Source organism: Collinsella sp. HCP3S3_D1 (assembly GCF_052064015.1).
Lineage (GTDB): Bacteria > Actinomycetota > Coriobacteriia > Coriobacteriales > Coriobacteriaceae > Collinsella.
This window is the reverse complement of sequence record NZ_JBQHWK010000012.1, coordinates 1-24232: the sequence shown is the minus strand read 5'-3', so window position 1 is coordinate 24232 and position 24232 is coordinate 1. Positions and strand designations below refer to the sequence as shown.

Here is a 24232-nt window from a genome sequence, read left to right as displayed (position 1 = left end):
AGCTGCAGAAATCATAGAGGAGGAGTCTGCCCATGCCGGGTAAAAGCCTAGAGAACATGCACGTAGCGGTCTTGGCGGGCGGCCATTCCGCCGAGCGCGAGATTTCGCTCAATTCGGGAAAGAACGTCGTGGTGGCCCTAAAGGAGGCTGGCTACACTTCGGTGGAGCTGCTCGATACGGCTGCCGATGATTTTATGGTGACTATGGCAACTGGCGATTTTGACGTGGCGTTTATCGCCATGCACGGCGCCGGCGGCGAGGATGGCGCCATGCAGGGAGCCATGGAGACGCTGGGTATCCCCTATACGGCGTCGGGTGTGCTCGCCAGCGCGTGTGGCGCCGATAAAGAGGTTTCAAAGCTTCTGTATGCCAAGGCAGGCATCCCCATTGCCCCCGGTTTGGCGCTTGAGGCGGGCGACGAGGTTGATATCGATCGCATCGTTGAGATTTGCGGCGAGCGTTGCTTTGTAAAGCCCGCCGTCAACGGCTCCAGCTACGGCATCTCCCTGGTACACGAGCCCTCTGAGCTGCCTGCCGCCATCGCCAAGGCCTTTGAGTACGGCGATAAGGTGCTGGTCGAAAAGTGCATCGAGGGAACCGAGATTACCGTAGGAGTCTACGGCGAGGATGACGTGCGCGCCCTGCCGATCGTCGAGATTCGCAAGCCTGAGGACTGTGAGTTCTACGACCTGGATGTGAAGTACGTCGATCCCACGGATATCCACCGTATTCCGGCGCAGATTTCGCCCGAAAACTATGCTCGTGCCCAGGAACTAGCCTGTGCGGCTCACAAAGCCCTCGGCTGTCTGGGCATTTCGCGCAGCGATTTTATCGTGAGCGAGGACGGCCCCGTCATCCTCGAGACCAATACGATTCCCGGTATGACCGATACGTCGCTGTATCCGGACGAGATTCGTCATACCAAAGACATGACCTTCCCGCAGGTCTGTGACAGTCTGATTCGCATGGGTCTCCGTCGAGCGGGCATTGCATGCTAATCGAGGATGCTGTATCTCCTGGAACGCCGCAGTTTGTCATTGATTCCTATGCAACGCTTGCCGAGCGTGCCCGCACACAATCGTTTGGCCTTATCGAGGAGGATGTTATCGTCCTCGATACCGAGACCACGGGTCTTTCGGTCCAGGACAACGAGCTTATCGAGATTTCCGCGGCCCGTCTTTCGGGCCGCGAGGTCGTTGACCGCTTTGACACGTTTGTGCATCCCAAGCAGCTGATCCCTGCCGAAATCACTGAGCTCACAAGCATCACAAACGCCGATGTGGCCGATGCCCCCTCGGCTGTAGAGGCCGTGGCTGCGCTCGCCGATTTTGTGGGCGGGTGCCCGGTTATCGCGCACAATGCCACGTTTGACCGATCATTCATCGAATCGGTCAAGGGCGGTGTCAACGTCAGCGACATCTGGATCGATTCGCTGGCGCTGTCCCGTATCGCGCTGCCGCGCCTGGCATCGCACAAGTTGTCCTTTATGGCCGATCTGTTTGGCTGCGACTCCGTGTCGCACCGTGCAAATGCCGATGTCGATGCCCTGTGTGGGGTGTGGCGCGTGCTGCTGGTTGCCCTTACGGACTTGCCGCAGGGCCTTATGGCGCGTCTGGCGGATATGCACGCGGATGTTCCTTGGTCCTATCGTCCCATTTTCTCGTTTTTGGCAGGTCAAAACCCCGGCTCGATTTTCTCGCTTGCCGCCGCCCGCGCCGACGTGCTCAAGGCCGATCGCGCCGATGATCGCGTGGATGCCGACGAGCTGCCGGTTCTTAACATGCCGAGCCGCGAAGAGATCGAGGCGGATTATGCCCCCGGTGGTCTAGTCAATCGCATGTATCCCACTTATGAGCCGCGCGACGAGCAGATTGCCATGGCGCTCGAGGTACGCGACGCGTTGGTTACGGATACGCATCGCGTGATAGAGGCCGGTACGGGCGTCGGTAAATCGATGGCGTATCTCGTGCCCTTTGCCGAGGCCGCCCGCCGAAACAACATTACCGTTGGCATTGCGACCAAATCGAATAATCTTGCCGATCAGCTTATGTACCACGAGCTGCCAAAACTCGCCGAACAGCTGGACGGAGGCTTGTCATTCTGTGCGCTCAAGGGATATGACCACTATCCGTGCCTGCGCAAACTCGAGCGCATGAGCCGAAGTCAGGCCGAGATTACCACCAAGCGCGATCCTGCCGACACGCTCACAGCGGTTGCGGTGATCATGGCGTATGTGTGCCAATCTGCCGATGGTGACCTCGATTCGCTCGGCATTCGCTGGCGCAGCGTCAACCGTCCCGACTTTACGACGGCCTCACGCGAATGCGCTCGCCGCCTGTGCCCGTTCTTCCCCGATAAATGCCTCGTCCACGGTGCCCGTCGTCGCGCGGCGCATGCCGATGTCGTGGTCACAAATCATTCCCTGCTGTTTCGCAACGTTGCGGCCGAAGGGAGAATTTTGCCTCCCATCCGCCACTGGGTAATCGACGAGGCCCATTCCATCGAGCGCGAGGCGCGCCGCCAGTGGGCGCGCGTGGTCTCGGCAGACGAATCTCGCGTGCTATTTGAGCGCCTTGGCGGGTCGAGCTCCGGTGCATTGAGCCAGGTATCTCGTGATTTGGCGACATCCGAAGGCTCCACGCTTTATCTGGGGCTCACCGCGAAGGCGACGTCTACGGTCGCACGCGCGAGCATGGCACTCGCCGAGGTGTTTGACGGCGTGCGTGAGCTCGGCCGTCGCGCCCGCGGTGGCTATGACAGCGCAAATCTGTGGATTGGCCCCGAGTTGCGCGAGTCGGATGACTGGCATGACTTCTTGCAGTCTGCCAGCGCTGCTATCGATGCCCTGGAGCAGGCGGATAAAAATGTTGCCGCGCTGGTGCAGGCTTTCGCTGCCGATAAACCCGAGGTCGTCGTCGACCTGGGCGATATTTCGCGCCGTCTGCACGAGCTGGCCGAGAACCTCAAGCTCATCATTGACGGCACCGACGAGCATTATGTGTACTCGCTGCAGGTCAACCGCCGCCTACGTGCGGGCGGAGAATCCATGACCGCCGAGCGCATCGACATCGGCGAGGCCCTGGCGAACGAGTGGCTGCCCGAGGTGCATACGGCCATCTTTGCCTCGGCAACCATGACGGTGTCCAAGAGCTTTGAGCACTTTAACCATGCCGTAGGCCTCGATCGCATTGGCGCTTCGGCATCCTCGTCACTGCACCTGGATTCGAGCTATGACTTCGATTCGAACATGGCCGTAGTCGTGGCGGGGGACATTCCCGACCCTCGCGACCGCGAGGGCTATCTGTCCGCGCTCGAGCGCGTATTGGTCGATGCCCATCTTGCCATGGGCGGGTCGGTACTCACGCTGTTCACCAATCGCCGCGATATGGAAGACCTGTACGCTCGGGTTGAGCCCAAGCTGGCGCGTGCCGGCCTGGAACTCAATTGTCAGCAGCGCAATTCGTCTCCCCGTCGCTTGCGCGATCGCTTTATCAACGAGTCGACCTCGTCGCTCTTTGCTCTCAAAGCATTTTGGGAGGGCTTCGATGCCAGCGGCGAGACGCTGAGATGCGTCATTATCCCCAAGCTGCCATTCTCGAGCCCCACCGATCCTCTCTCGTGCGAGCGCAATCTGCGCGAGGACCGCGCCTGGGTACGCTACTCGCTGCCCGAGGCGGTTCTCGAGGTCAAGCAGGCGGCCGGTCGCCTGATTCGTTCATCGACCGATTGCGGCGTGTTGATTTTGGCCGACCCGCGTCTGGTGACGAAGGGTTACGGAAAGAAATTTCTGACATCGCTGCCTACGAGCTCGTATCAGCGCATCGAAACGGCGCAGATCGGCCACTATCTTCAGTTATGGCGCCAAGCGCACGAACGCCATCGCTAAGAACGGAAGGCCATTGCCTCGGCGGCATCACATAGACGCTTTGAAAGGGCGGGGTCGTCTGCGATGCGGATGGCTCCGCCCGCTGCGATAATCTGGCTAAACAGCCAGTTTTCGGAGCTATAGCAAACGGTCACGCTTGCCGTACCCTCCCCATCGGCTTTAATTGACCTGATACCTGCCCACCTCACGCGTTCTGCCATATCGAGCGGCATCAGGAGCTTAACGCTCTGGCTTGCCTGTGCAAGGGAATCGTGCAGGGACGTGGTTTCGGTCGTGTGACGCACGACGGAGTCTTCCGTCAGCAGAAGCTCCTCGATCTTGTCCATACGGTAGGAGCGCTGCCCGTCTGCCTCGACATCCCAGGCAATCAGGTACGTTTGGTCGCCGTTGGTCGTAATCTTTAGGGGGTCGATCAATCGCCTGCGTGGATGCTGGTCGTCCAGGGAGCGGTAGGTGACGAGGCATCGCACGCCATCCTGAATTGCACAGCAGAGTTGCTGCCAATAAGATCCGCGGGCGACGGTATCGTCAACGCGTTGGTTGTATCCGAGTTCCGCCGGAAGGAGTGCGCGCCGGATGCGCGCCGCCGCGCACTCTTCGATTCCGAGTGACTCCAATTCATGATTGAGTACGGCGCCCTCGGCGGCACTCAGGCGAAGCGGCAGCACACGGCCCGCATCGCCGATGAGAACCACACGTTCATCGTGGCATTCGCAAATGATGCGCGCGCCCGATTCGCGGTCTGCGAGCGTCGAGATGATGCCGATGATCTGGTCGAGCGAAGCTCCGGAGATATCGAAGCGACTGCAGATTTCGTCTCGCGTCATGCCCGCCTCGCCGGCGGCATAGAGTGCCTCCATAATGTCGATGGAGCGCGAGAGCCTTTGTTCGCTGGTGAGCTTACGCACGGCCATGAGCGCTCACTGTCCTTTCGATGAGGCGGTTCCACGCCTGCTTGAGTTCGTTGGGCTCTACGGGCCTCATACCGTCAACGCTGTGTTCCATGCAAAATGACGCCGCCGCATTCAGGTCGCGAACGTTAACGGTCCAGGTCCAGCCGTCTTTGGCGTGCTCGAGCCTGCCTCGCCCGCGTGTGAGGCCGTGGACCATGTCGGATTGAGCCTGCGGAGCAAACGAGAAAGTTGCCGTGACGGGTTGGCAATCGGAGAAATCGAATTCAAAGAAGAGGTAATCGTTGAGATTGAAGTCTGCGGGAATGGCGTAGGCCCGCGATGGGCGCCACGCACGAACGATGCGATCGCAGCGAAAGGTTCTGATTTTTCCGGTGGCATCATCTAGGCCGCAAAAGTAGGCTGTTCCTTCACGCTCGAACATGCCGTAGACGCAAACAGTGCGTTGTCGTTGCTCACCCCGTCCGTTTTGATACAAAAAACGCAGCGCGCATCGGTCGGCAAACGCGCTCCATACCGCATCGACCGTCGGCGAGTGAAGAACGGGGTGCTCGGCCGTATTCGTCTCGCCGGTAAGATAGGCAATTTTGGAGCGTATGTCGGCGAGCGGGGTTGCAAAGGCCGAAGAGCCCGTGGTGAGGGTCTGATCGATAGCGTTTAGCAGAATGTCGGCATCGTCTGCGGTGATCAAGCCGCCCGCGGCAAACGTATGCTCACGGTCGATTGTCCAGGCGCTCTCCTCGGTCTCCTGGGCACCCGCGGCGCGAACTTCCTTGATCACAATGCCCCGCTCGAGTAGCTTGTCGCGGTCGCGGCGAAATTTTCGCTTATCCGAGTCGACGTTGCCCGATCCGTAGCCTAGGTCAGAATCCAGCACGATCTGCTCGGTAGTTAAGGGCTCGGGGGAACTGTTGAGGACAAAGAAAAGGTTGAGGATACGCTGGGCGGTTTTGTCGAAACCGGGTTCTGGCGCATTTGTTTTGTTTGTCGCGGTCATATCGCTTACCGTCATAGAATCCTCGCATGGGAAGGTTATTTGATGCCATGATTTTAATCCGATATGGAGATTAGGCTATATCCTTGTCCGCTCAGTGCGTTAAGATGCCCAGATTTCGGCCGATTGCGTTCGCTCGGGGTATACTTTCGACTATATACGGTTCTAATGTGCAAGCATTGGGCCTATTTGTCGGATTATGGATGTGGAGCGCACATGGCGAACACCCAGAACTATATCAATCATCTGCTACAGGGCACGGGCATCACGCCGGCGTGCAGCGAAGAAGAGCGTTTGGCTGCCGAGGATATCGCCCAGATCTTCCGCAATCATGGCTTTGATCCCGAAGTCCAGGAATTTAACGCTCCTGCACCCAGCAGGCTGGCATTTGCCGTCACAGGCATTCTGTCTTTTGCCGGTGCCCTGCTTATGGGTATTGGCGGCAGCATCGGCTTAATCGGTGTTCTGCTGGCCATCGTCGGTGCCGTGTTGTATGTGCTCGAGCGTACCGGTCGCCCTGTTATTTCTCGCCTGGGCAAGACGGGCGTGAGTCAAAATGTCATTGCCTATCACAAGGCCACAGGTCCGCTTGCATCTCCGCGCAACCGTCCGGTGGTTGTTGTCGCCCATTACGATTCTCCGCGTGCCGAGCTCCTCGCTCGCGAACCGTATGCGCCGTATCGCGCACTCATCGCCAAGATGCTGCCGGTCGCCACGATTGTCCCCGCTGCCGTCGCCATTCTGCGCATTCTGCCGCTCCCCGGCGCTCTTAAGGTTCTGCTTTGGATCGTTGCGATCCTCGCCTCTCTTGTGGCGCTCGCCAACGCGGCCAATATCATTGCCAACCGTTTTGTTCTTCCCTATACGTCCGGTGCGGTCTGCAATAAGTCTTCTGTAGCCGCGATGCTCGGTGTCATGGATAACGTTGCCCCTTACCAGGGCGAAAACGAGTTCCCCAACGACATTCCGTTTGATGACTATTTTGGTGAGCAAAAGCGTCGTGCCGAGGAGATGGCGCGCGCGGCGGCTGAGTATGCCGCTGCCCAGCAGCAAAACGACTACGGTAACACGATCGAGTATGAAGAGCCCTCCTACACCGAGGACGAGTTTGGCCAGCCGATCGCTCCCGAATCCGAGCAGGGCGAAGTTTTTGACGAGCAGATCGATGGCTTTGAGGGTGCCTCAGCTGACGAAACCCTGATTGGTGTCATTGCTCCCGAGGCTCAGGTCGAAGCCGAGGTTGCTGCCGAGCCGGTCGCGGATGAGGATGTCGTCGAGTCGATTGGGGCGCCCGCTGTCGCTGGGCCGAGCGAGCCCGAGCCCAAGCTGTATCGCAATGCTGCCGGTAATATTCGCTTTGGTTCTGATGCCATTCGTGCCTTGGGGATGCTTCCCGAGTCGTGCACGCTTGATTACGAAGAGGGCGAGGAGCCGACGATCGATCCCGCGCCTGCTTCGGTTGAACCTGTCGCCGCGCCCGCCGACGAGCCCGTCGTCGATACCGAGCCCGAGACGGAACCCGAGCCCAGCCCTGCACCCGAGCCGGACACCGCTGCACCCGCTCCGGTGGTTCAGGATGTGTACGACGATTCCGCCAGCGATTACGATGAGTATCCGCAGCGCGTTTCCTATGAGAGCGATACCGATTTTTCGGCCGATCTACCGGTCGCGACGCCCCATGCCGATATAGCATCTGCGTTCTCTTCGATTGGAGCCAGCGCTTCAAGCTTCTTTAAGGGCGCACTCGCTAAGGGTAAAAAACTTGTCGACGACCTTGAGGAAAAGCGTGCCGCTGCGCGCGAGGTGGCAGAGCAGGAGGCTATTGCCCACCAGCAGGCTGCCGAGGCCGAGCGTGAGCGTGCGGCGCGGGAATTTGAACAGCATGAGGCTGAGCAGCCTGCCGCGACGGAGGTCGCCGAGGCTACGACGTCCTTTGAGGCCCAGCAGCCAATCGACGCCACCGAGACGCTCGATGCCGCGAAGTTCGATGCCACGATAACGTTCGAGAAGCAGGGTACTGCCATCGCCGATCCCCTTTCTGTTTCCGATGAGTCCCAGGATGCTGCAGATGAGATCGAGGCGCCCGAAGCCGAGCCGGCTGAGAGTTTCGATGCCGAGCAGGTTGAGAACGTTGACGCCGAGACGAACACCGCCGACGAGATTGAAGCCGACGCGACGGTCGTCGTTGAGCAAGAAGAGACCCCGGTGATTTCTAACGCCGATGAGTCCAGGCCGTACTCTACGCAGATCTTTACCATGCCTGCCCCGAGCGATCCCGGCTCCACGGTTGCCAACCCCGCATCGGCGCAGGTCGAGACGGTTGATTCGCTCATGGCACAGATTTCGTCAAAGGCCGCACCGCGTCCGCAGATGAATATCCCCGATCCCGCTTCTGCTCCGGTGCCCACACCTTCTTCTTCGCCGCTTGCCTCGGTCCCCGATCCGTCGCTGCCCTCGATGCAGCAGGCCAACGTCGCATCCCGCACATCCCTCTTCGATCTCCCTGACCCCTCGGCTCAGGCCGACGATCCTTTCGCGACGGCTCAGGGGCCCGAGCCCACGTCGGCACCGGTTGCCCCCTCCATGCTCGTTTCTTCGGGCGCTCAGCCCATCGAAACCATCTCGGCTCCCGTCGCCAAGGAGGCAAAGCCTCAGAAGCGCGGTCTGGGCGGCTTGTTCGGACGCAAAAAGAAGAATGAGCAGAACAGCATGAGCGACTGGCTGGGCGTCGAGGATGACTACGATGCCAAGAAGTCTGGCCGCGGTATCGGCTCTTGGGATAACTTTGAGGACGATGATAACGGCTGGAAGGGCGGTGCCACCTCTTCTGACGGCGCTTCTGCCGAGGACATGCTTTCGGCTGTTGCCTCCATGGGTGATGACGAGCTGCTTGGTCACGATATCTGGTTTGTGGCAACGGGTGCCTCGGATTGTGACGGCGCCGGTATGAAGGCGTTCCTCGAAGCCCATCGCGATAAGCTGCGTGGTGTGTTCTTTATCAATCTTGAGTCCATTGGAGCCGGTAGGCTTTCGGTCGTGACGGTCGAAGGCGAGCAGCAGTTGCTCAAGGGTGATCGCCGCATCATGAATCTGGTCAGCAAGGTGTGCAAGTCGTTCCACGTTGATTGTGGCGCGTTTGAGATGCCCTATGCCAAGACCGATGCCTATGCCGCGCTCGAGGCGAGCCGTCGCGCCCTCACAATTGCCGGTGTCGATGGCCCGCGTCTTGCCTGCGCGCGCACCGAAGACGATTTGCCGTACAACGTCAACCCGACGAACATCGCTACGGTGTCCGAGGTTGTCACCGAGGTCATCCGCCGTTCGTAGCGGACCTCTAAGGAGTTAGCGTGTTTTCATACATCAAACGCCATTGGCCCGTCTATGTGGTTCTGTTTTTGATCGCCATCGCTATGGGTCTGGGGGCCGCATATATCGTGGGCGCTAAGGGGTCGACGCCCAGGTCCACGATGAGCGAAGAGGTGGAGCAAGAGCAGAGTTTGGGTGCCGACGGCATTTCGGATGGCGATCTGGAACTTGTTGACGGCGGGTCTGCGTCTACGGAATAGCCTTTGGTTACATACGCCAGATAACGGGCGAGCCGGCATATCGGCTCGCCCGTTATTTCTACCTACTCCTCTTTTGATGCCGAGCTTAGCCAAGTGAGCCAAATTGCTGTGCCACCGGCGGTCAATAATGCGGTGAGAAAAGAGATGATGGGTGCATTGCCCGTATTTGGAAGATCCTGCGGAATGGCGCATTTTTGAACAACACGATCTTTATCGTGCGACTCGAGTTTTTCGCCTCCTCCGTTGCGGCAAAGGTCAACACGGGCACTGTTGGCGAGTGCGGTTTGGGGCGTATAGGATGAGGTTGCACACATCCGGATGATTGCTCCGTGTAAATCCGATTTGAGGGATGCCGTCGCGTCGTCAAGGTCGTCATGCTCGTCTTTAAGCCCATTGCGATTCCAAGAATCGTTGTCGCGCCGGGTCGTAAAGTCTGCGGAAACCGAGCCATACTCAAAGCGAATCCCCGTGATAACAGCGTCGTCCGAAAGCGTAAGGTCCTTTACTTCGAGGGTGGAAGACTCTGTGGTCGAGACATCGGCTTTCCAAAGACTCCAGCCGTCGTAATCGACAATCCGCACATCCTCGCCCAGCCGCTCTTCGACCTCGGCTGTCTCGAGCCACGGGTTGGTGTGTTCATCGTCAAGTGTGGCGTTGGCCTTTTCCTTTATGCCCAACTTGTCTGCCGGTGACGTTCGATACCAAACATTGCAGAGCCCGTTTAAGTCGCCGACGGCGATCGGGGTTTTAATGGCGACAAGTTTGGCCGTGCCGTCTTTGGCACATTCGAGATCGTCGGTGACGGTGAACTCGTCGACCCAGGTGCTCGATTCGTTTTGAGCGTCGATGGTGTAGGAATAGGAGCCCTTACTGTCGGGTTGCGTCGCCGCCCGGTTTTTACCGTCGCCGTTCGCCACTGTTCCCTTTGCGGTTGGCCGCGCGATTTCTTGTCGCTTGTCGACGCTCCCCTTAATCTCAATCGGTGCATCCGTCATGGTTACGGCCTGGATCTTCCCCGTATCCTCGACTTCAAAGGATACATCTTCAGCGAGGTCATAGGAGCGCGGGGACATTGTTTCGCGTAGGGTATAAGAACCGGGTGCAAGGTGCTCCACGCGATGGGGCTGCTCGGATGATATCCAAGAATCAATTTCTGTTCCATCGGCGTCGCATAAGACCAGTCGGGCGCCTTTAACTTCATGCTTGTCTGTCATATCGACCTTGGAGAAATCGACCTTGGTGTAATCATTAGGCAATTCGATCTGCGACTCGACCACGGGGACCTTCTGGTCGATATAAGTAAGCTCAACGATATGTGCTGTCCGATCAAGTAGATAGCCGTCGGGAGACTGGGTTTCAACGACTTCGTATCGTGCCGTTCCGCAACCCAGCGAAAGGTTGTCTACGCGAGCTTTACCCTGTTCATCAGTTGTGACGGCGGCAACGGCTTCACCGGCAAGGGCGGCAATGTGGCCATCGGGACAAACGATATCGTCGGCAGCGCGAATTTCAAACTTGGCACCAGATAGGGCACTGCCGTCTACTGCGTCAGCCTTCGCGATCTCGATGCTTCCGGTTGCCGCGCTGTTGAAATACGAGACGGCGGCGATAGGTGTGAGATCTGCATCGGCAGGAATCGTCACCTTCAGTTCGTCGCCCACAAGGTAGGGCGCTTTGGCTGCGACTTCTCGTACGTAATATGTGCCCGGCTTGAGCGATTCTGGCAACGTGACGGTGCCGGTCGCATTGGTGGTAAAGGTGTTCATAACGTTGTGCGTCGGATACCAGCATGTTTGAGAGATGGGTTCACGGTTGCTGTTGAGCAGCTGAAAACTAAAGCCGGCAAGGGGGACGGAAGCTCCCGTCTGGGCATCGCGTTTGATGATTTGGAGATGTGTCGAAAGGGTGTGATTGTCCACTATGTACTGAAGCTTGGCTCCGTCGGCGATTTGCTCGGGCGTGATGGTCCAATCCTCTGCCCGCTTGAAGCCTGTGGGAACAGTTTCCGGGACCTCGCGAACGGTATACCCCTCACGATCGTAGGGGATGGCGCCGTGGACGCCGTCCGGTCGTGTGCCCGCGCCAAACCAGGCCTTGGGCTGGTCTTTGGTGGATGCGAAGCCATAGATATTTGTCGTCAATGTGCCTACGACCTGCTTAGAGCTGTTGCTGACGATTTCAAAGACGACGCCTTCCGCTGGCTGTTCTAATCCCGATTGCTCGCCGTTCCCGTAATCCTTGAACTTGGAAATCTCGATGTCAAACGCAACATGAGTATTGGGGATGCGGCGTTCGAGCTCAACGACGCCCATGTCGTTTAGTTGATTGGGGCCGACCGTATAGGTCCAGCTGTCATGGGGGAGCAGGTAGCCCTCTGGTGCTTTCGATTCGTAGAGGGTAAAGGTTCCCAGGGGAATGCCGCTTAAGGTCGCCTGGCCATCGTCTTCGGTCGTGAAGGTGCGCGTCCACCCAGGGGTAGACTGCGAGACACAGGTAAATTCGGCTTTGGCGAGCGAGGTTCCCGCCTGCGCTCCGGCATTCGTGGCGGCATCGGTTTTGACGACACGCAGCGTGATAGAACCTGGCTGCTCGTTGATTGTGACATGTCCGCCGCTTTTTCCGGTGGTAAAGTCAATGCGATCGCGTCGGGACAGATAGCCTGTCGGCGCTTTGGTTTCGATTAGGTAATATGCCGTGTTGGGCAAAAGCGTTGCCCGTGCACGACCGTTGCCGTCCATTTTGATGCTGCCGACGTGTTTGTCCGTGTTTTTCTCAAAGATGTTAAACGTCGCCCCACCTAACTGATACGTATCGTTCCCGCTGGTAATGACAGTGTTTGCAGATCTTTTTTCAAAGGATACGTTGATGGTGGGCAAAACGTAGAGCATATCCTGGTGACGGCCTTCGTTAGAGACGGGTCCGTGATAGCGTCTGGCGCGATGCGGGTCGGCCTTAATATTTCCGGCTTTTGCGTTGTCGTAGAGCCAGCGCGCCGCCGCGACAACCTCGGCGTCTTGATCGAACTTGCCGCTTTTGGCAACGCCGGCGTTGTTTGTATACGCAAAAGAGCCGTCGGGGCGCGTGGTTCCTTTGAGCATCCACACGGCAATCTGGGTTGCGGCGCGGGCGCGTTCGGCCGTTAGGTTATGGCCGCCAAATGATGTGGCGGAAGGGTATCCATGGCAGATGACGGCGGCAAACTCGTTGTCGAGCCATGTCCAACCCTGATTGTAGGTCCGCCATGGTCCTCCTGGGCTGCTGGGGCCGGGGCAGTCTTGGTTCATGCAGTAAGAAATCGAGGCGTCTTGTGCCTCGTACTTGCCAATGCCAAACGGTCCGCACATATCGCTGATGGTGCGAAAACTAAGCGTATCGTTTCCATCGACGGCGCAGGCGGTACCAGGCGTGGCGCAGGCTAGAAACAACAAGAGGAATAGGAGCAGCGGTGCTGTTGCGATTGCGCTGTGGACAGAGTGCGTGGGTGCATTGGACATGGCTGCTCCTTATCCTTTGTGCGCCGCGCTGGGAGATTGCGGCGCGTGGGATGAGATTAGCGCCGGGGGTCATACGGGTAAGTACCGCGAGCTGACCAAGAACTTGCCAAGTTCCCAACAAATGGAGACCGGTTTTAGATAATCAAACAAAAAAGCAGGTAGAAGACGGTGTAAAACAGGTTACTCGAGTCCCTGTTTTCGCAATTCGAGCAACAAGAAGATGATTTTCCATGCGTAAAACAAGGGTTAGCGCCCTTGTATCAAACAAGACAACCGCGTTATACTATCCCCCACATATGCGGGCATCGCCAAGTGGTAAGGCATCAGCTTCCCAAGCTGACACTCGCGGGTTCGAGTCCCGTTGCCCGCTCCAAAAAAATAAAAGCACGGCACCGCTGCGGTACCGTGCTTTTTTCAATAAAGTGCCGGGACTCGAACCCGACAGGGTGTGAACGTTAGGCAAATGGCAAAATGTTAGGTTAATACCTGCTGCCTATACTTGCACCTGCGCACGGTACAATGGTTGAGTTACGACCAACGTGCCAATAACCAAAAAGGAGCCGCTATGATCGATCGCTATACCCGCCCGGAGATGGGACACATCTTCTCCCTCGAGAACAAGTACGCCATTTGGCAGGAGATTGAGGTTCTGGCCTGCGAGGCCCAGGCGGAGCTCGGCAAGATCGGTATTTCTAAAGAAGAAGCTCAGTGGATCCGCGACCACGCCAACTTTGAGAAGGCGAAGGTCGACGAGATCGAAGAAGTCACGCGCCATGACGTCATTGCCTTCCTGACCAATATGAAGGAGTATATCGACGCCGATGTTCCCGAGGGCGAGCCTAAACCCAGCCGTTGGGTTCACTATGGCATGACCAGCTCTGACTTGGGCGATACGGCCCTGTGCTATCAGCTCACCCAGGCCTGCGACCTAATTATCGAGGACGTCAAGAAACTCGGCGAGATCTGCAAACGTCGCGCTTTCGAGGAGCGTAACACGCTCTGCGCCGGTCGCACTCACGGCATCCACGCCGAGCCTATGACCTTTGGTATGAAGTTTGGCTCTTGGGCCTGGGAGCTCAAGCGCGATCTGGATCGCCTTGAGGACGCTCGCAAGAACGTCGCCTTCGGTGCCATCTCGGGTGCCGTTGGCACCTACAGCTCCATCGAGCCGTTTGTCGAGGAGTATGTCTGCGAGCACCTGGGTTTGGTTCACGACCCGCTGTCCACGCAGGTTATCAGCCGCGACCATCATGCCTACCTCGCCGGCGTCCTTGCCACCACGGCTGCCACCTGCGAGCGCATCGCTACCGAGGTTCGCAATCTGCAGAAGACCGATACACTCGAGGCCGAGGAGCCGTTCCGCAAGGGTCAAAAGGGCAGTTCCGCCATGCCGCACAAGCGTAATCCCATCACCATGGAGAAGGTCTGTGGCCTGTCGCGCATCGTGAAGTCCAACGCCCAGGTCGCCTTCGACAACGTTGCCCTGTGGCATGAGCGTGACATTTCGCACTCTTCTGCCGAGCGCGTCGCCCAGGCCGATAGCTTTATCGCGCTTGACCACATGTTCCAGTGCCTTATCCGCGTTATCGATGGCCTCCAGCTGTATCCGGCTCGCATGATGGCCAACCTCAACAAGACCCGCGGTCTCATCTTCTCCTCCAAGGTTCTGTTGGCCCTCGTCGATACGGGCATTACCCGTGAGGACGCCTACGCAATCGTGCAGGAAAACGCCATGGCGACCTGGCATGAGGTGCAGGACTGCGTTTCCGGCCCCACCTTCAAGGAGCGCCTCGAGGCCGATCCGCGCTGCACCGTCAGCCAGGAGAAGCTCGACGAGATCTTTGATCCGTGGGACTTCCTCACCCGCATCGATACGGTCTTCGATCGTCTGGAGCAGCTGAGCTTCGAGTAGGTTCGGGCATAACGTTAGCTTTTTAGGGCGCTTTGCTGGTAATGTGTGTTGCCGGTAAAGCGCCTCGTTGCATTCATGGAAAGACGGGGATAATAGTCGTCTCGAATGACATTCTGAGAAGGAGATCGCATGATTTCGTTTGATTACAAGCCCCAGGGCGTGTGTACTCGCAATATTCACCTCAATCTTTCCGATGACGGCAGCAAAGTGCTGGGCGTTGAGTTTACCGGCGGCTGCAACGGCAACCTCAAGGCCATCTCTAAATTGGTCGAAGGTGTTTCTTCCGATCGTGTGATTGAGGTGTTGGCCGGCAATACGTGCGGCACGAAAAAGACCTCCTGTGCCGACCAGCTTACGCGTGCCATCGAGGCCGCGCGTGCCGAGATTGCCTAATGAGTATTTTTGATCGCGTTAAGAATGGGGTAACGCGCCGAGGATTTGTGTTGGGTGGTGCTGCCGCGAGTGCTGCCACGCTGCTTGCGGGGTGCTCGAAAAAAACGGGCACCAGCGATGATGCTGCCGGTGAGCCGCAGGTTATCAAAGATGATTCCAAGATCGTCTCGATTACCGAAGAGTATGAGGCCGTCGACATTGATCTTAAGCCGACGGCGTCGTGGACGTTGCCATTGGGGACGCTCCTGTACTACTGCGATGGCGGTTACGCTGCGGCGATGATGGCGCCCGCATCTGCGCTGCATGCCAACACGCTTGGCGTGTTCAACATGGGGGACGGCTCACTCACCACGTTGATTGACGATCCTGTCGAGGGTTCCGGTTATGCGTTTTACGACGTTCGCGCCACCGATAGCGTGTTTGCGTGGGTTGAGATGAACTACGCGAATTCGTCGTGGAAGCTCTATGCGCAAACCCTGTCGGGCGCGGCGCTTACTGGTAATGCCGTTGAGCTTGATCGCGGCGGTGAGGACTACGACCCTCCGCTGTTTACCGCCTTTGACTCGTCGGTCATCTGGTACAAGATGCCTTCGACCGGTGGCAATAAGACCGGCAGCGATTCATATTGCTACCGCCGTTCGCTCGATGAATCTAAAGCGGAGGCAATCTGGAAGTCGACAGGCCGCTTTGCGTCTGCACCGCGCGTGAGCGATGGCATCCTGACTATCTCACCCCGCGTGCGCAATGACGAGGGCGTCTACTACGGCATGACGGCGATCGACCTGACGGACGGCAACAATACCAAGAGGGCTCAGCTGGTCCTTCCTTCGTCGGTGTCACCTTTCGAGGCCGTATATATGGGCGATACGTTTGTGTTCTCCATTGAGGCGACCTATGCCGGCGTGGGCGGCCTGGGCAATATGGGTACCTACATTGGCAACGAGGGCGGCCCGTATCAATTTCTATCGCGCGAACCGCTTGCGTGCGCCGCCGGCAGGAAGGGCAAATATCTGGTTAAGGTTCAGGCGTCGCATTTTCTGATCGATACCTCCGCTAAAACCTATGGTTCGCTGCTGTCGCCCGACCGCGCTCTCGAATATGGCGACTATCCAGCTACGGCGGGAAAATCGAATACGTTTTTAACCTATGCCACGGTGCGTAATAGCCAAGGAATTCCCGAGACGGTTACCGCTCGCCTGTTCTCTCTTTAGCGCCGAGGGGTTAAAAAGGCGCCAACGGGGGAATAAGCCCATTGTAACCGTGAGTACCGCCCGCCGAGCTGTCGCGCCCATGCGATGCCCGGTGGGCTCAGGTGCGTTAAAATGGGCTTGTTCTTAGCTAATTGAGACAGGGGGGCCGTGTTATGGCTTCAGATGCAAAAAAGATTCTGCTGGTCGAGGACGAGAAGGCGATCCGTGACGCTGTCGCTGCCTATCTCGAGCGCGAGGGCTACTGGGTTGTTGGCGTTGGCGATGGCCAGTCTGCGATCGAGGAGTTCGAGAAGCACCAGTTCGACTTGGTTGTGCTCGACCTTATGCTCCCCAAGATCCCCGGCGAGCGCGTTTGCCGCACTATCCGCGATACCTCGGATGTGCCCATCATCATGCTTACCGCCAAGGGCGAGATCGAGGATCGCATCATCGGCCTCGAGCTTGGTGCCGACGACTACCTGATCAAGCCGTTCTCGCCGCGCGAGCTCGTCGCCCGCGTTCGCGCCCTGTTCCGTCGTGCTCACCAGGCAGACGAGCCCGCCGTTGAGGTACTCGACTTTGGCGATCTGGTCATCGATATCTCGGGCCACAAGATCTTGGTCGAGGGCAAGGAAGTTGATTTGACCGCTTCCGAGTTTAAGCTGCTTACCACGCTTGCTCGCCATCCCGGTCGCGTCTATAACCGTATGGAACTGGTCGAGAAGGTGCTCGGCTACGACTTTGAGGGCTACGAGCGCACCATCGACAGCCACGTGAAGAACCTTCGCGCCAAGCTGGGCGACGACCCCAAGAAGCCTAAGTGGCTCTATACCGTTCACGGCGTCGGTTATCGCTTCGAGGCTCCGGCCAAGACCGATAAGCCGGACGAGAAATAGGTAAATCACATATGACACCTGCGCGCTTTGAAATCGGACAAAAGCACAAGCAGGAGAACGAGGCGGGTTCCAAGGCAAGTTGGAACACGCCTCGTTCCGATTCACGGCCGGCGATGAGCTATCCCTCGCGTATGGCTTTGGCTTTTGCCCTGACATCGCTCATGACGGTATTGGTGCTGGTGGGCGTTGTCTCCGTTGTGTGGGGCACCGTCTTTTCAGATTACACGCGCTCCAATATCGTCGAGATCGCCAATTCTGCTGCCGAAAAGCTTGCGACGTCGTATGGGGAAAACGGCAATTGGACTGCGGGCGAGCTGCGCACGGTCGCGACATCGAGCTTGGTGTCCGACGACCTGGGTATGCAGGTCGTCAACAAAAAGGGCGTTGTCGTTTATGACGACTCATGGCCTTCGGCAAGTGCGACCGCCGATGTGCGCGAGAGCGAATTGCCGTCGAGCAGCTCGAGCGGTAAAAAGGCCTCGCATAGCCCGGTCTCGTCAGCGCCCACCGACTCCGATAGCGTTGCCAACGTCGAAATCGTTACGTCCTCTGGCGAGCATGTCGGACAGGTAAAGCTATGGGCTATCGGCTCCGACGCTCTGCTCACTAAGGCAGATTCTGCGTTTAGGGAGAAGACCTTTAACGCCATGGCTCTTGCCGCGGTTGTTGCAATCTGCATCTCGGTCGTTATCGGATCGCTCGTGTCGCGCATGCTTACCAAGCCGATTCATCGTATTACGAGCACAGCCAAGCAAATTCGCGACGGCGATCTGTCTGCTCGTACGGGCTTGCGCGGCGATGACGAAATCGATCAGCTGGGTGAGACCTTTGACGAGATGGCCACCTCGCTCGAGAAAGATATGAAGCACGAAAAGCGCCTGACCTCGGATGTCGCACACGAGCTTCGTACACCGCTCATGGCCATGCTTGCAACGGTCGAGGCCATGCAAGACGGCGTGTACCCCACCGACGACGAGCATCTGGAGACGGTCGCTTCCGAGACGCGTCGCCTCGCTCGTTTGGTGCAGCAGATGCTCGACCTATCGCGTATGGAAAACAGCACGGCTCCGCTCAATCTCGAACCGGTGGACATGGTTCCGTTCGTGCGATCGATTGTGAACGGCCAGGAGCGTCTGTTTGCCGACCGTGACCTTCGCCTTCGCTTTGCAGATGAAACCCAGGGGCACGACGATGTCGTCGAGGCCGATCCCGACATGATCACGCAATGCGTCATCAACCTCATGAGCAACGCCATGCGCTACACCCCCGAGGGTGGTTGGGTCGTAGTGTCGGTGCTCAGTGACCGCAAGCATGTCAGTATTGCCGTTTCGGATACCGGTATCGGTATTGCCAAGGACGATCTGTCGCGTATCTTCGGACGATTTTGGCGCGCCGATGCCAGCCGCGCCCGCGAAGCTGGCGGCCTGGGCGTCGGCCTCGCCGTAACTAAACAGATCGTCGAGCGTCACCATGGCTACATATCCGTGGAGTCGGAGCTTGGAAAGGGTACGACTTTTACGATTCATCTGTCCCGCGAGCACACGGCGGACGCGGCATCTACTACAATGGAGCACTAGCTTTTCGCTATTCGGTGAAGGAGGGGCCGCGTCCCTGCCGCTCCGAGTTTGCGAAAACGTGCGGGAAAGAACCCGCATTTCTATCGTATTTAGGTAAGGAGTGACTCACGTGACAACGATGGAGCGTCGTCCGGATTCCCGTGGCAAGGTTCGTGATATCTACGATGCCGGCGAAAACCTGTTGATGGTCGCCACCGATCGCATTTCTGCGTTCGACTTTATTCTTCCCGACGAAATTCCGTTTAAGGGAGAGGTGCTCAACCGTATCTCGGCGTTCTGGTTCGACAAGTTTGCCGATATCGTCCCCAATCACCTCGTCTCCATCGATCCGGCGGATTTCCCCAAGGAGTTTGCCGAGTATCGTGACTATCTCGCAGGCCGCGCCATGCTGGTTAAGAAGGCCCAGACGATTCCTATCGAGTGCATCGTCCGCGGCTATCTGACCGGTTCGGGCAAGAAGACCTACGACGAGAACGGCACCGTCTGCGGCATCCAGCTGCCTGAGGGCCTGACCGAGGCCTCCAAGCTCCCCGAGCCGCTGTTCACCCCGTCCACGAAGGCCGAGATCGGTGATCACGACGAGAATATCTCGTTTGAGCGTTGCTGCGAGATCGTTGGCGAGGACATCGCCACGCAGATCCGAGATCTGTCTCTTAAGATCTACAAAGCTGCCGCCGAGTATGCAGCGACCCGTGGCATCATCATTGCCGACACCAAGTTTGAGTTTGGTGTCATCGATGGCAAGGTCACGCTGATCGACGAGTGCCTCACGCCCGACTCCAGCCGTTTCTGGCCTGCCGCCAGCTACGAGGAGGGTAAGATTCAGCCTAGCTACGACAAGCAATTCGTCCGCAATTGGCTCAAGGCCAACTGGGATATGACGGGGGAGACCCCGCATCTGCCCGCCGAGGTCATCGATGGCACGTCCGAGCGCTATCGCGAGGCCTTCCAGATCATCACGGGCTCCCAGTTTACAAGCATGAAGGAGAACGCGTAAGTGAGTACCCGCAGCGCCACGAACAAGCGCACGCAATCCCACGAGGTTACCGGGGTTGCGCGCAAGTCCGCCGCATCCGCCAAGCCAGCTCGTCAGGCAGCGAGTTCTGTTCGCGTCGTGCCGGCATCATCCAAGGCACGCCGCAAGGAGCTCGAGAAGGGCGAGAGCCTTGAGGGCCTCTCTAAAGAGGAGAAGCGCGCCCGCAAGGCTAAGCGGCGCGCCAAGGAGGACCGCATCTACACGGTGTCGAGCATCCTTCTCAAGCAGGATGAGGACTACACCAAGCGCCGCCGCATCTGGTGGGCCGTGCTTACTATCGGCATGGTGCTCGTCGTGGCCATTTGGTCTTCGCTGTACTTCGCTCCCGCTGGCATGGTGTCCAGCCCCGTCCAGATGGCCGGCATTGTTTTGTCCTACATCGTCATTCTGGGTGACTTCATCTACGACTTCGTGCGCATCCGTCCCTTGCGTAATATGTATCGCGCGCAGGCCGAGGGCATGTCCGATAACAAGCTCAACGCTATCATCGAGCGCTCGGCTGCCAAAGAGGACAAGAAGGCCTCCAAGAAGAAGTAGTAGCGTTACAACCTATAGATATCGCTAAGATATAAGGCGCGTCGTTTTTTGCGGCGTGCCTTTTTACTGTTCTGTAGATAGATGGAGTGGCACATGATTCGAGCTGCCCTGACGGTCGAAGAGGCTCTGGAGGGTATGAAGTCCCTGGAGCCCAAGATTAAAAATTATGCGCGTCTCGTTGTCCGCAAGGGCGTCAACGTTAAGCCCGGTCAGGAGGTCGTCGTTCAGTCTCCCGTCGAGTGCGCGTCATTTGCGCGCGTGGTGGTTGCGGAGGCTTATGACGCCGGTGCCGGTCACGTGACGGTCATCTGGGCTGACGATGCCGTGACGAGGCTTACCTACGAGCATGTCGAGAAAAGCTATTTTGAGCAGACTCCCGAGTGGAAGCGCATACAGCTGGATTCGTTTGCCCAGGACGGTGCCTGCTTTATCTTTATTGAGGGCACGGACCCTGCTGCCCTCAAGGGCATCGATCCCGCTAGGCCTGCCGCAGCTTCTAAGGCGAGGAACATGCAGTGTAAGGTCTTCCGCCGTGGACTGGACTACAACATTAACCCGTGGTGCATCGCCGGCGCTCCGGTCGCTGCTTGGGCGCGCGAGGTATTCCCGGGAGACGCCGATGAGGTTGCGGTCTATAAGCTGTGGAATGCGATTCTGCACACCGCTCGTGCTGATGGCCAGGACCCGGAGAGCGACTGGGAGCTCCATGACGCCACATTCGAAAAGAACCTGCGCTTCCTAAACGATAATCAATTTGATTGCCTGCACTACACCGCTTCGAATGGAACTGATCTGACGATTGGAATGACGAAAGGCCATGAGTGGGCCGGCGGCAAGGGAAAAACTCCCGACGGTCACCCTTTCTTCCCCAACATTCCCACCGAGGAGGTCTTCACCTCGCCCGATCGTATGCGCGCCGACGGCATCGTGTACTCGGCTATGCCGCTCATTCACCACGGCAATAAGGTTGACGATTTTTGGATTAAGTTCGAGAACGGCCGCGTAGTGGACTATGACGCTCGCGTGGGTAAGGCAACGCTTGCGAGCATTATTGAAACCGATGAAGGTGCTGCTCATCTGGGCGAGGTCGCGCTTATTTCCAAGAACACACCGATTCGTGAAAGCGGCATTCTATTCTACGACACACTCTATGACGAGAACGCCAGCTGTCACCTTGCGTTGGGTGTCGGTTTTCCCGAGTGCATCGAAAGCGGGTATGACATGTCCAAAGAGGAACTTCTGGAGCATGGCGTCAACGTTTCGAGCACGCACGTTGACTTTATGATTGGCACGGACGACATCGATATTACGGGCATTACACCTGATGGACGTGAAATTGTGATTTTCCAGAACGGCCAATGGAGTTGGGAATAGTCTCAGACCGTGGTACAATGCCATCCGCGGGCCGTTAGCTCAGCTGGCAGAGCAGGGGACTTTTAATCCCAAGGTCCAGGGTTCGAACCCCTGACGGCCCACCATAGAATAGAAAAGCGACTGGCGGATGCCGGCCGCTTTTTTGTTGCCGGTGCACGGGTTCGAACCCGAAAGGGCGCGGAGCTGAGGAAACGCGTCAGCGTTTGCCAGCGCAGCGCGCGAGGCGCGGAGGCGCCGAAGCGGCCGCCCGCGCAGCGGGCCCGAACCCCTGACGGCCCACCATAGAATAGAAAAGCGACTGGCGGATGCCGGCCGCTTTTTTGTTGCCGGTGCACGGGTTCGAACCCGATCTTCTCTATATATAAGGACGCCTGGCGGCCAAAACCAGCCTTTTACCGACAGGAAACCAAAACCAGATGCCGTTAGAGTAAAGTAGCGCACCAGAGATGACCGATACCTCAACACCTATAAACCAGCTGGTCATCGCCAATACCGGAAGCCGATGCTTCAGATATGACTTCAGTGGAACAGCTGAAGGATCAATTTATTTGTGAACAAAATATGGAGTGCGTGATTCCCGCCCCGCGGGCCCCTCCGGTCTGGCAATATATCTCCTTGCCGCGCGGCCCGGTCGAACCGGGAACCGGCGCAGGCGTGCACCTTGAGAACCGGATACTGCGAGGATGGACACACATGATGTGTCGCATCCGGGCAGACATCGAACCATTTGAAATGGTCTGACTTGGATTCGTTTTTCGCAAGGCCGCCGAGAGGCGGCCCCGAGGAATTCCTTTTCCTATCAAACAGAACCATATGAATCGAACGGAACCGATCAGCGAATGACTGAGAGGACCGGACGGGCTCGAAGCCCATTTACTTTGGACGGAGAGTTCGATCCTGGCTCAGGATGAACGCTGGCGGCGCGCCTAACACATGCAAGTCGAACGGCACCTATCTTCGGATAGAGGCGAGTGGCGAACGGCTGAGTAACACGTGGAGAACCTGCCCCCTCCCCCGGGATAGCCGCCCGAAAGGACGGGTAATACCGGATACCCCCGGGTGCCGCATGGCGCCCGGGCTAAAGCCCCGACGGGAGGGGATGGCTCCGCGGCCCATCAGGTAGACGGCGGGGTGACGGCCCACCGTGCCGACAACGGGTAGCCGGGTTGAGAGACCGACCGGCCAGATTGGGACTGAGACACGGCCCAGACTCCTACGGGAGGCAGCAGTGGGGAATCTTGCGCAATGGGGGCAACCCTGACGCAGCGACGCCGCGTGCGGGACGGAGGCCTTCGGGTCGTAAACCGCTTTCAGCAGGGAAGAGACGAGACTGTACCTGCAGAAGAAGCCCCGGCTAACTACGTGCCAGCAGCCGCGGTAATACGTAGGGGGCGAGCGTTATCCGGATTCATTGGGCGTAAAGCGCGCGTAGGCGGCCCGGCAGGCCGGGGGTCGAAGCGGGGGGCTCAACCCCCCGAAGCCCCCGGAACCTCCGCGGCTTGGGTCCGGTAGGGGAGGGTGGAACACCCGGTGTAGCGGTGGAATGCGCAGATATCGGGTGGAACACCGGTGGCGAAGGCGGCCCTCTGGGCCGAGACCGACGCTGAGGCGCGAAAGCTGGGGGAGCGAACAGGATTAGATACCCTGGTAGTCCCAGCCGTAAACGATGGACGCTAGGTGTGGGGGGACGATCCCCCCGTGCCGCAGCCAACGCATTAAGCGTCCCGCCTGGGGAGTACGGCCGCAAGGCTAAAACTCAAAGGAATTGACGGGGGCCCGCACAAGCAGCGGAGCATGTGGCTTAATTCGAAGCAACGCGAAGAACCTTACCAGGGCTTGACATATGGGTGAAGCGGGGGAGACCCCGTGGCCGAGAGGAGCCCATACAGGTGGTGCATGGCTGTCGTCAGCTCGTGTCGTGAGATGTTGGGTTAAGTCCCGCAACGAGCGCAACCCCCGCCGCGTGTTGCCATCGGGTGATGCCGGGAACCCACGCGGGACCGCCGCCGTCAAGGCGGAGGAGGGCGGGGACGACGTCAAGTCATCATGCCCCTTATGCCCTGGGCTGCACACGTGCTACAATGGCCGGTACAGAGGGATGCCACCCCGCGAGGGGGAGCGGATCCCGGAAAGCCGGCCCCAGTTCGGATTGGGGGCTGCAACCCGCCCCCATGAAGTCGGAGTTGCTAGTAATCGCGGATCAGCATGCCGCGGTGAATGCGTTCCCGGGCCTTGTACACACCGCCCGTCACACCACCCGAGTCGTCTGCACCCGAAGTCGCCGGCCCAACCGAGAGGGGGGAGGCGCCGAAGGTGTGGAGGGTGAGGGGGGTGAAGTCGTAACAAGGTAGCCGTACCGGAAGGTGCGGCTGGATCACCTCCTTTCTAGGGAGACACATTCTTAGAGAGAGAACACTTTAACTCGAATAGGGGCAGGAGCCCGTCCGGTTGATGTCTGGCCCGGAT

Annotated in this window: 15 protein-coding genes, 2 tRNA genes and 1 rRNA gene; 15 read left to right on the top strand and 3 right to left on the bottom strand. The window is 58.3% G+C overall.

What is annotated here, in order from left to right; genetic code table 11:
- Positions 1–32 precede the first annotated feature (32 nt).
- The gene (locus tag ACTNDJ_RS05575; protein ID WP_427748142.1) at positions 33–998 is read left to right on the top strand and encodes a D-alanine--D-alanine ligase family protein; all 966 of its coding nucleotides are present in this window, start codon (positions 33–35) and stop codon (positions 996–998) included.
- A complete protein-coding gene (locus ACTNDJ_RS05570) occupies positions 992–3886 on the top strand; it encodes a helicase C-terminal domain-containing protein (protein ID WP_441063289.1) in 2895 nt (964 codons plus the stop codon). The genes ACTNDJ_RS05575 and ACTNDJ_RS05570 overlap by 7 nt, the downstream gene beginning before the upstream one ends.
- On the opposite strand, the gene ACTNDJ_RS05565 is transcribed toward ACTNDJ_RS05570, so the two are convergent.
- Entirely contained in the window at positions 3883–4800 is a 918-nt protein-coding gene (locus tag ACTNDJ_RS05565) for a helix-turn-helix transcriptional regulator (protein ID WP_441063290.1), read from the bottom strand. The two genes, ACTNDJ_RS05570 and ACTNDJ_RS05565, sit on opposite strands and share 4 nt — an antisense overlap.
- Complete coding sequence (locus ACTNDJ_RS05560) at positions 4787–5809, bottom strand: helix-turn-helix transcriptional regulator (protein ID WP_441063293.1); 1023 nt, start codon at positions 5807–5809, stop codon at positions 4787–4789. Before ACTNDJ_RS05560 ends, ACTNDJ_RS05565 begins: the two co-directional genes overlap by 14 nt.
- Before the next feature lie 198 nt (positions 5810–6007).
- Here ACTNDJ_RS05560 and ACTNDJ_RS05555 point away from each other — a divergent pair, with 198 nt between their 5' ends.
- A complete protein-coding gene (locus ACTNDJ_RS05555; RefSeq protein WP_441063294.1) occupies positions 6008–9118 on the top strand; it encodes a hypothetical protein in 3111 nt (1036 codons plus the stop codon).
- A 20-nt stretch (positions 9119–9138) separates the two neighbouring features.
- A complete protein-coding gene (locus ACTNDJ_RS05550) occupies positions 9139–9357 on the top strand; it encodes a hypothetical protein (RefSeq protein WP_427729007.1) in 219 nt (72 codons plus the stop codon).
- Positions 9358–9419: 62 nt separating this feature from the next.
- Here ACTNDJ_RS05550 and ACTNDJ_RS05545 read toward each other — a convergent pair whose 3' ends face one another.
- Positions 9420–12851, bottom strand: coding sequence for a SpaA isopeptide-forming pilin-related protein (locus ACTNDJ_RS05545; protein ID WP_441063295.1), 3432 nt, complete (start codon positions 12849–12851; stop codon positions 9420–9422).
- Positions 12852–13149: 298 nt separating this feature from the next.
- On the opposite strand from ACTNDJ_RS05545, the gene ACTNDJ_RS05540 reads away from it, so the two are divergent.
- From ACTNDJ_RS05540 to ACTNDJ_RS05490, 11 genes are all read left to right on the top strand, one after another.
- Positions 13150–13224: transfer RNA gene (locus tag ACTNDJ_RS05540), tRNA-Gly, on the top strand.
- A gap of 192 nt (positions 13225–13416) precedes the next feature.
- The gene (purB, locus tag ACTNDJ_RS05535; protein WP_427729011.1) at positions 13417–14763 is read left to right on the top strand and encodes an adenylosuccinate lyase; all 1347 of its coding nucleotides are present in this window, start codon (positions 13417–13419) and stop codon (positions 14761–14763) included.
- A gap of 129 nt (positions 14764–14892) precedes the next feature.
- Positions 14893–15156, top strand: a complete 264-nt coding sequence (locus ACTNDJ_RS05530; RefSeq protein WP_427717875.1) for a TIGR03905 family TSCPD domain-containing protein — start codon at positions 14893–14895, stop codon at positions 15154–15156.
- Positions 15156–16367 (top strand): hypothetical protein, encoded by a 1212-nt coding sequence (locus tag ACTNDJ_RS05525; protein WP_427748135.1) that lies wholly within the window; start codon positions 15156–15158, stop codon positions 16365–16367. The genes ACTNDJ_RS05530 and ACTNDJ_RS05525 overlap by 1 nt, the downstream gene beginning before the upstream one ends.
- Before the next feature lie 152 nt (positions 16368–16519).
- Positions 16520–17242 carry a response regulator transcription factor gene (locus ACTNDJ_RS05520; RefSeq protein WP_271744359.1) on the top strand — a complete coding sequence of 241 codons (723 nt, stop codon included), beginning with the start codon at positions 16520–16522 and terminating at the stop codon, positions 17240–17242.
- Between the two features lie 11 nt (positions 17243–17253).
- On the top strand, positions 17254–18819 hold the full coding sequence (locus tag ACTNDJ_RS05515; protein WP_441063297.1) for a sensor histidine kinase: 1566 nt from the start codon (positions 17254–17256) through the stop codon (positions 18817–18819).
- A gap of 118 nt (positions 18820–18937) precedes the next feature.
- Positions 18938–19816 carry a phosphoribosylaminoimidazolesuccinocarboxamide synthase gene (locus tag ACTNDJ_RS05510; protein WP_154516897.1) on the top strand — a complete coding sequence of 293 codons (879 nt, stop codon included), beginning with the start codon at positions 18938–18940 and terminating at the stop codon, positions 19814–19816.
- Positions 19817–20392 carry a hypothetical protein gene (locus tag ACTNDJ_RS05505; RefSeq protein ID WP_427717870.1) on the top strand — a complete coding sequence of 192 codons (576 nt, stop codon included), beginning with the start codon at positions 19817–19819 and terminating at the stop codon, positions 20390–20392.
- A gap of 93 nt (positions 20393–20485) precedes the next feature.
- Positions 20486–21766 (top strand): aminopeptidase, encoded by a 1281-nt coding sequence (locus ACTNDJ_RS05500; RefSeq protein WP_441063298.1) that lies wholly within the window; start codon positions 20486–20488, stop codon positions 21764–21766.
- 28 nt (positions 21767–21794) lie between these two features.
- Positions 21795–21870 (top strand) — tRNA-Lys (locus ACTNDJ_RS05495).
- A 775-nt stretch (positions 21871–22645) separates the two neighbouring features.
- A 16S ribosomal RNA gene (locus tag ACTNDJ_RS05490) occupies positions 22646–24151 on the top strand.
- Positions 24152–24232: the final 81 nt, after the last annotated feature.

Excerpts from the sequence above, each read along its gene's own strand:
- ACTNDJ_RS05575 (WP_427748142.1), top strand. The coding sequence starts at position 33 with ATGCCGGGTAAAAGCCTAGAGAACATGCACGTAGCGGTCTTGGCGGGC.
- ACTNDJ_RS05570 (WP_441063289.1), top strand. The coding sequence starts at position 992 with ATGCTAATCGAGGATGCTGTATCTCCTGGAACGCCGCAGTTTGTCATT.
- ACTNDJ_RS05565 (WP_441063290.1), bottom strand. The coding sequence starts at position 4,800 with ATGGCCGTGCGTAAGCTCACCAGCGAACAAAGGCTCTCGCGCTCCATC.
- ACTNDJ_RS05560 (WP_441063293.1), bottom strand. The coding sequence starts at position 5,809 with ATGACGGTAAGCGATATGACCGCGACAAACAAAACAAATGCGCCAGAA.
- ACTNDJ_RS05555 (WP_441063294.1), top strand. The coding sequence starts at position 6,008 with ATGGCGAACACCCAGAACTATATCAATCATCTGCTACAGGGCACGGGC.
- ACTNDJ_RS05545 (WP_441063295.1), bottom strand. The coding sequence starts at position 12,851 with ATGTCCAATGCACCCACGCACTCTGTCCACAGCGCAATCGCAACAGCA.
- purB (WP_427729011.1), top strand. The coding sequence starts at position 13,417 with ATGATCGATCGCTATACCCGCCCGGAGATGGGACACATCTTCTCCCTC.
- ACTNDJ_RS05530 (WP_427717875.1), top strand. The coding sequence starts at position 14,893 with ATGATTTCGTTTGATTACAAGCCCCAGGGCGTGTGTACTCGCAATATT.
- ACTNDJ_RS05525 (WP_427748135.1), top strand. The coding sequence starts at position 15,156 with ATGAGTATTTTTGATCGCGTTAAGAATGGGGTAACGCGCCGAGGATTT.
- ACTNDJ_RS05520 (WP_271744359.1), top strand. The coding sequence starts at position 16,520 with ATGGCTTCAGATGCAAAAAAGATTCTGCTGGTCGAGGACGAGAAGGCG.
- ACTNDJ_RS05515 (WP_441063297.1), top strand. The coding sequence starts at position 17,254 with ATGACACCTGCGCGCTTTGAAATCGGACAAAAGCACAAGCAGGAGAAC.
- ACTNDJ_RS05510 (WP_154516897.1), top strand. The coding sequence starts at position 18,938 with ATGGAGCGTCGTCCGGATTCCCGTGGCAAGGTTCGTGATATCTACGAT.
- ACTNDJ_RS05500 (WP_441063298.1), top strand. The coding sequence starts at position 20,486 with ATGATTCGAGCTGCCCTGACGGTCGAAGAGGCTCTGGAGGGTATGAAG.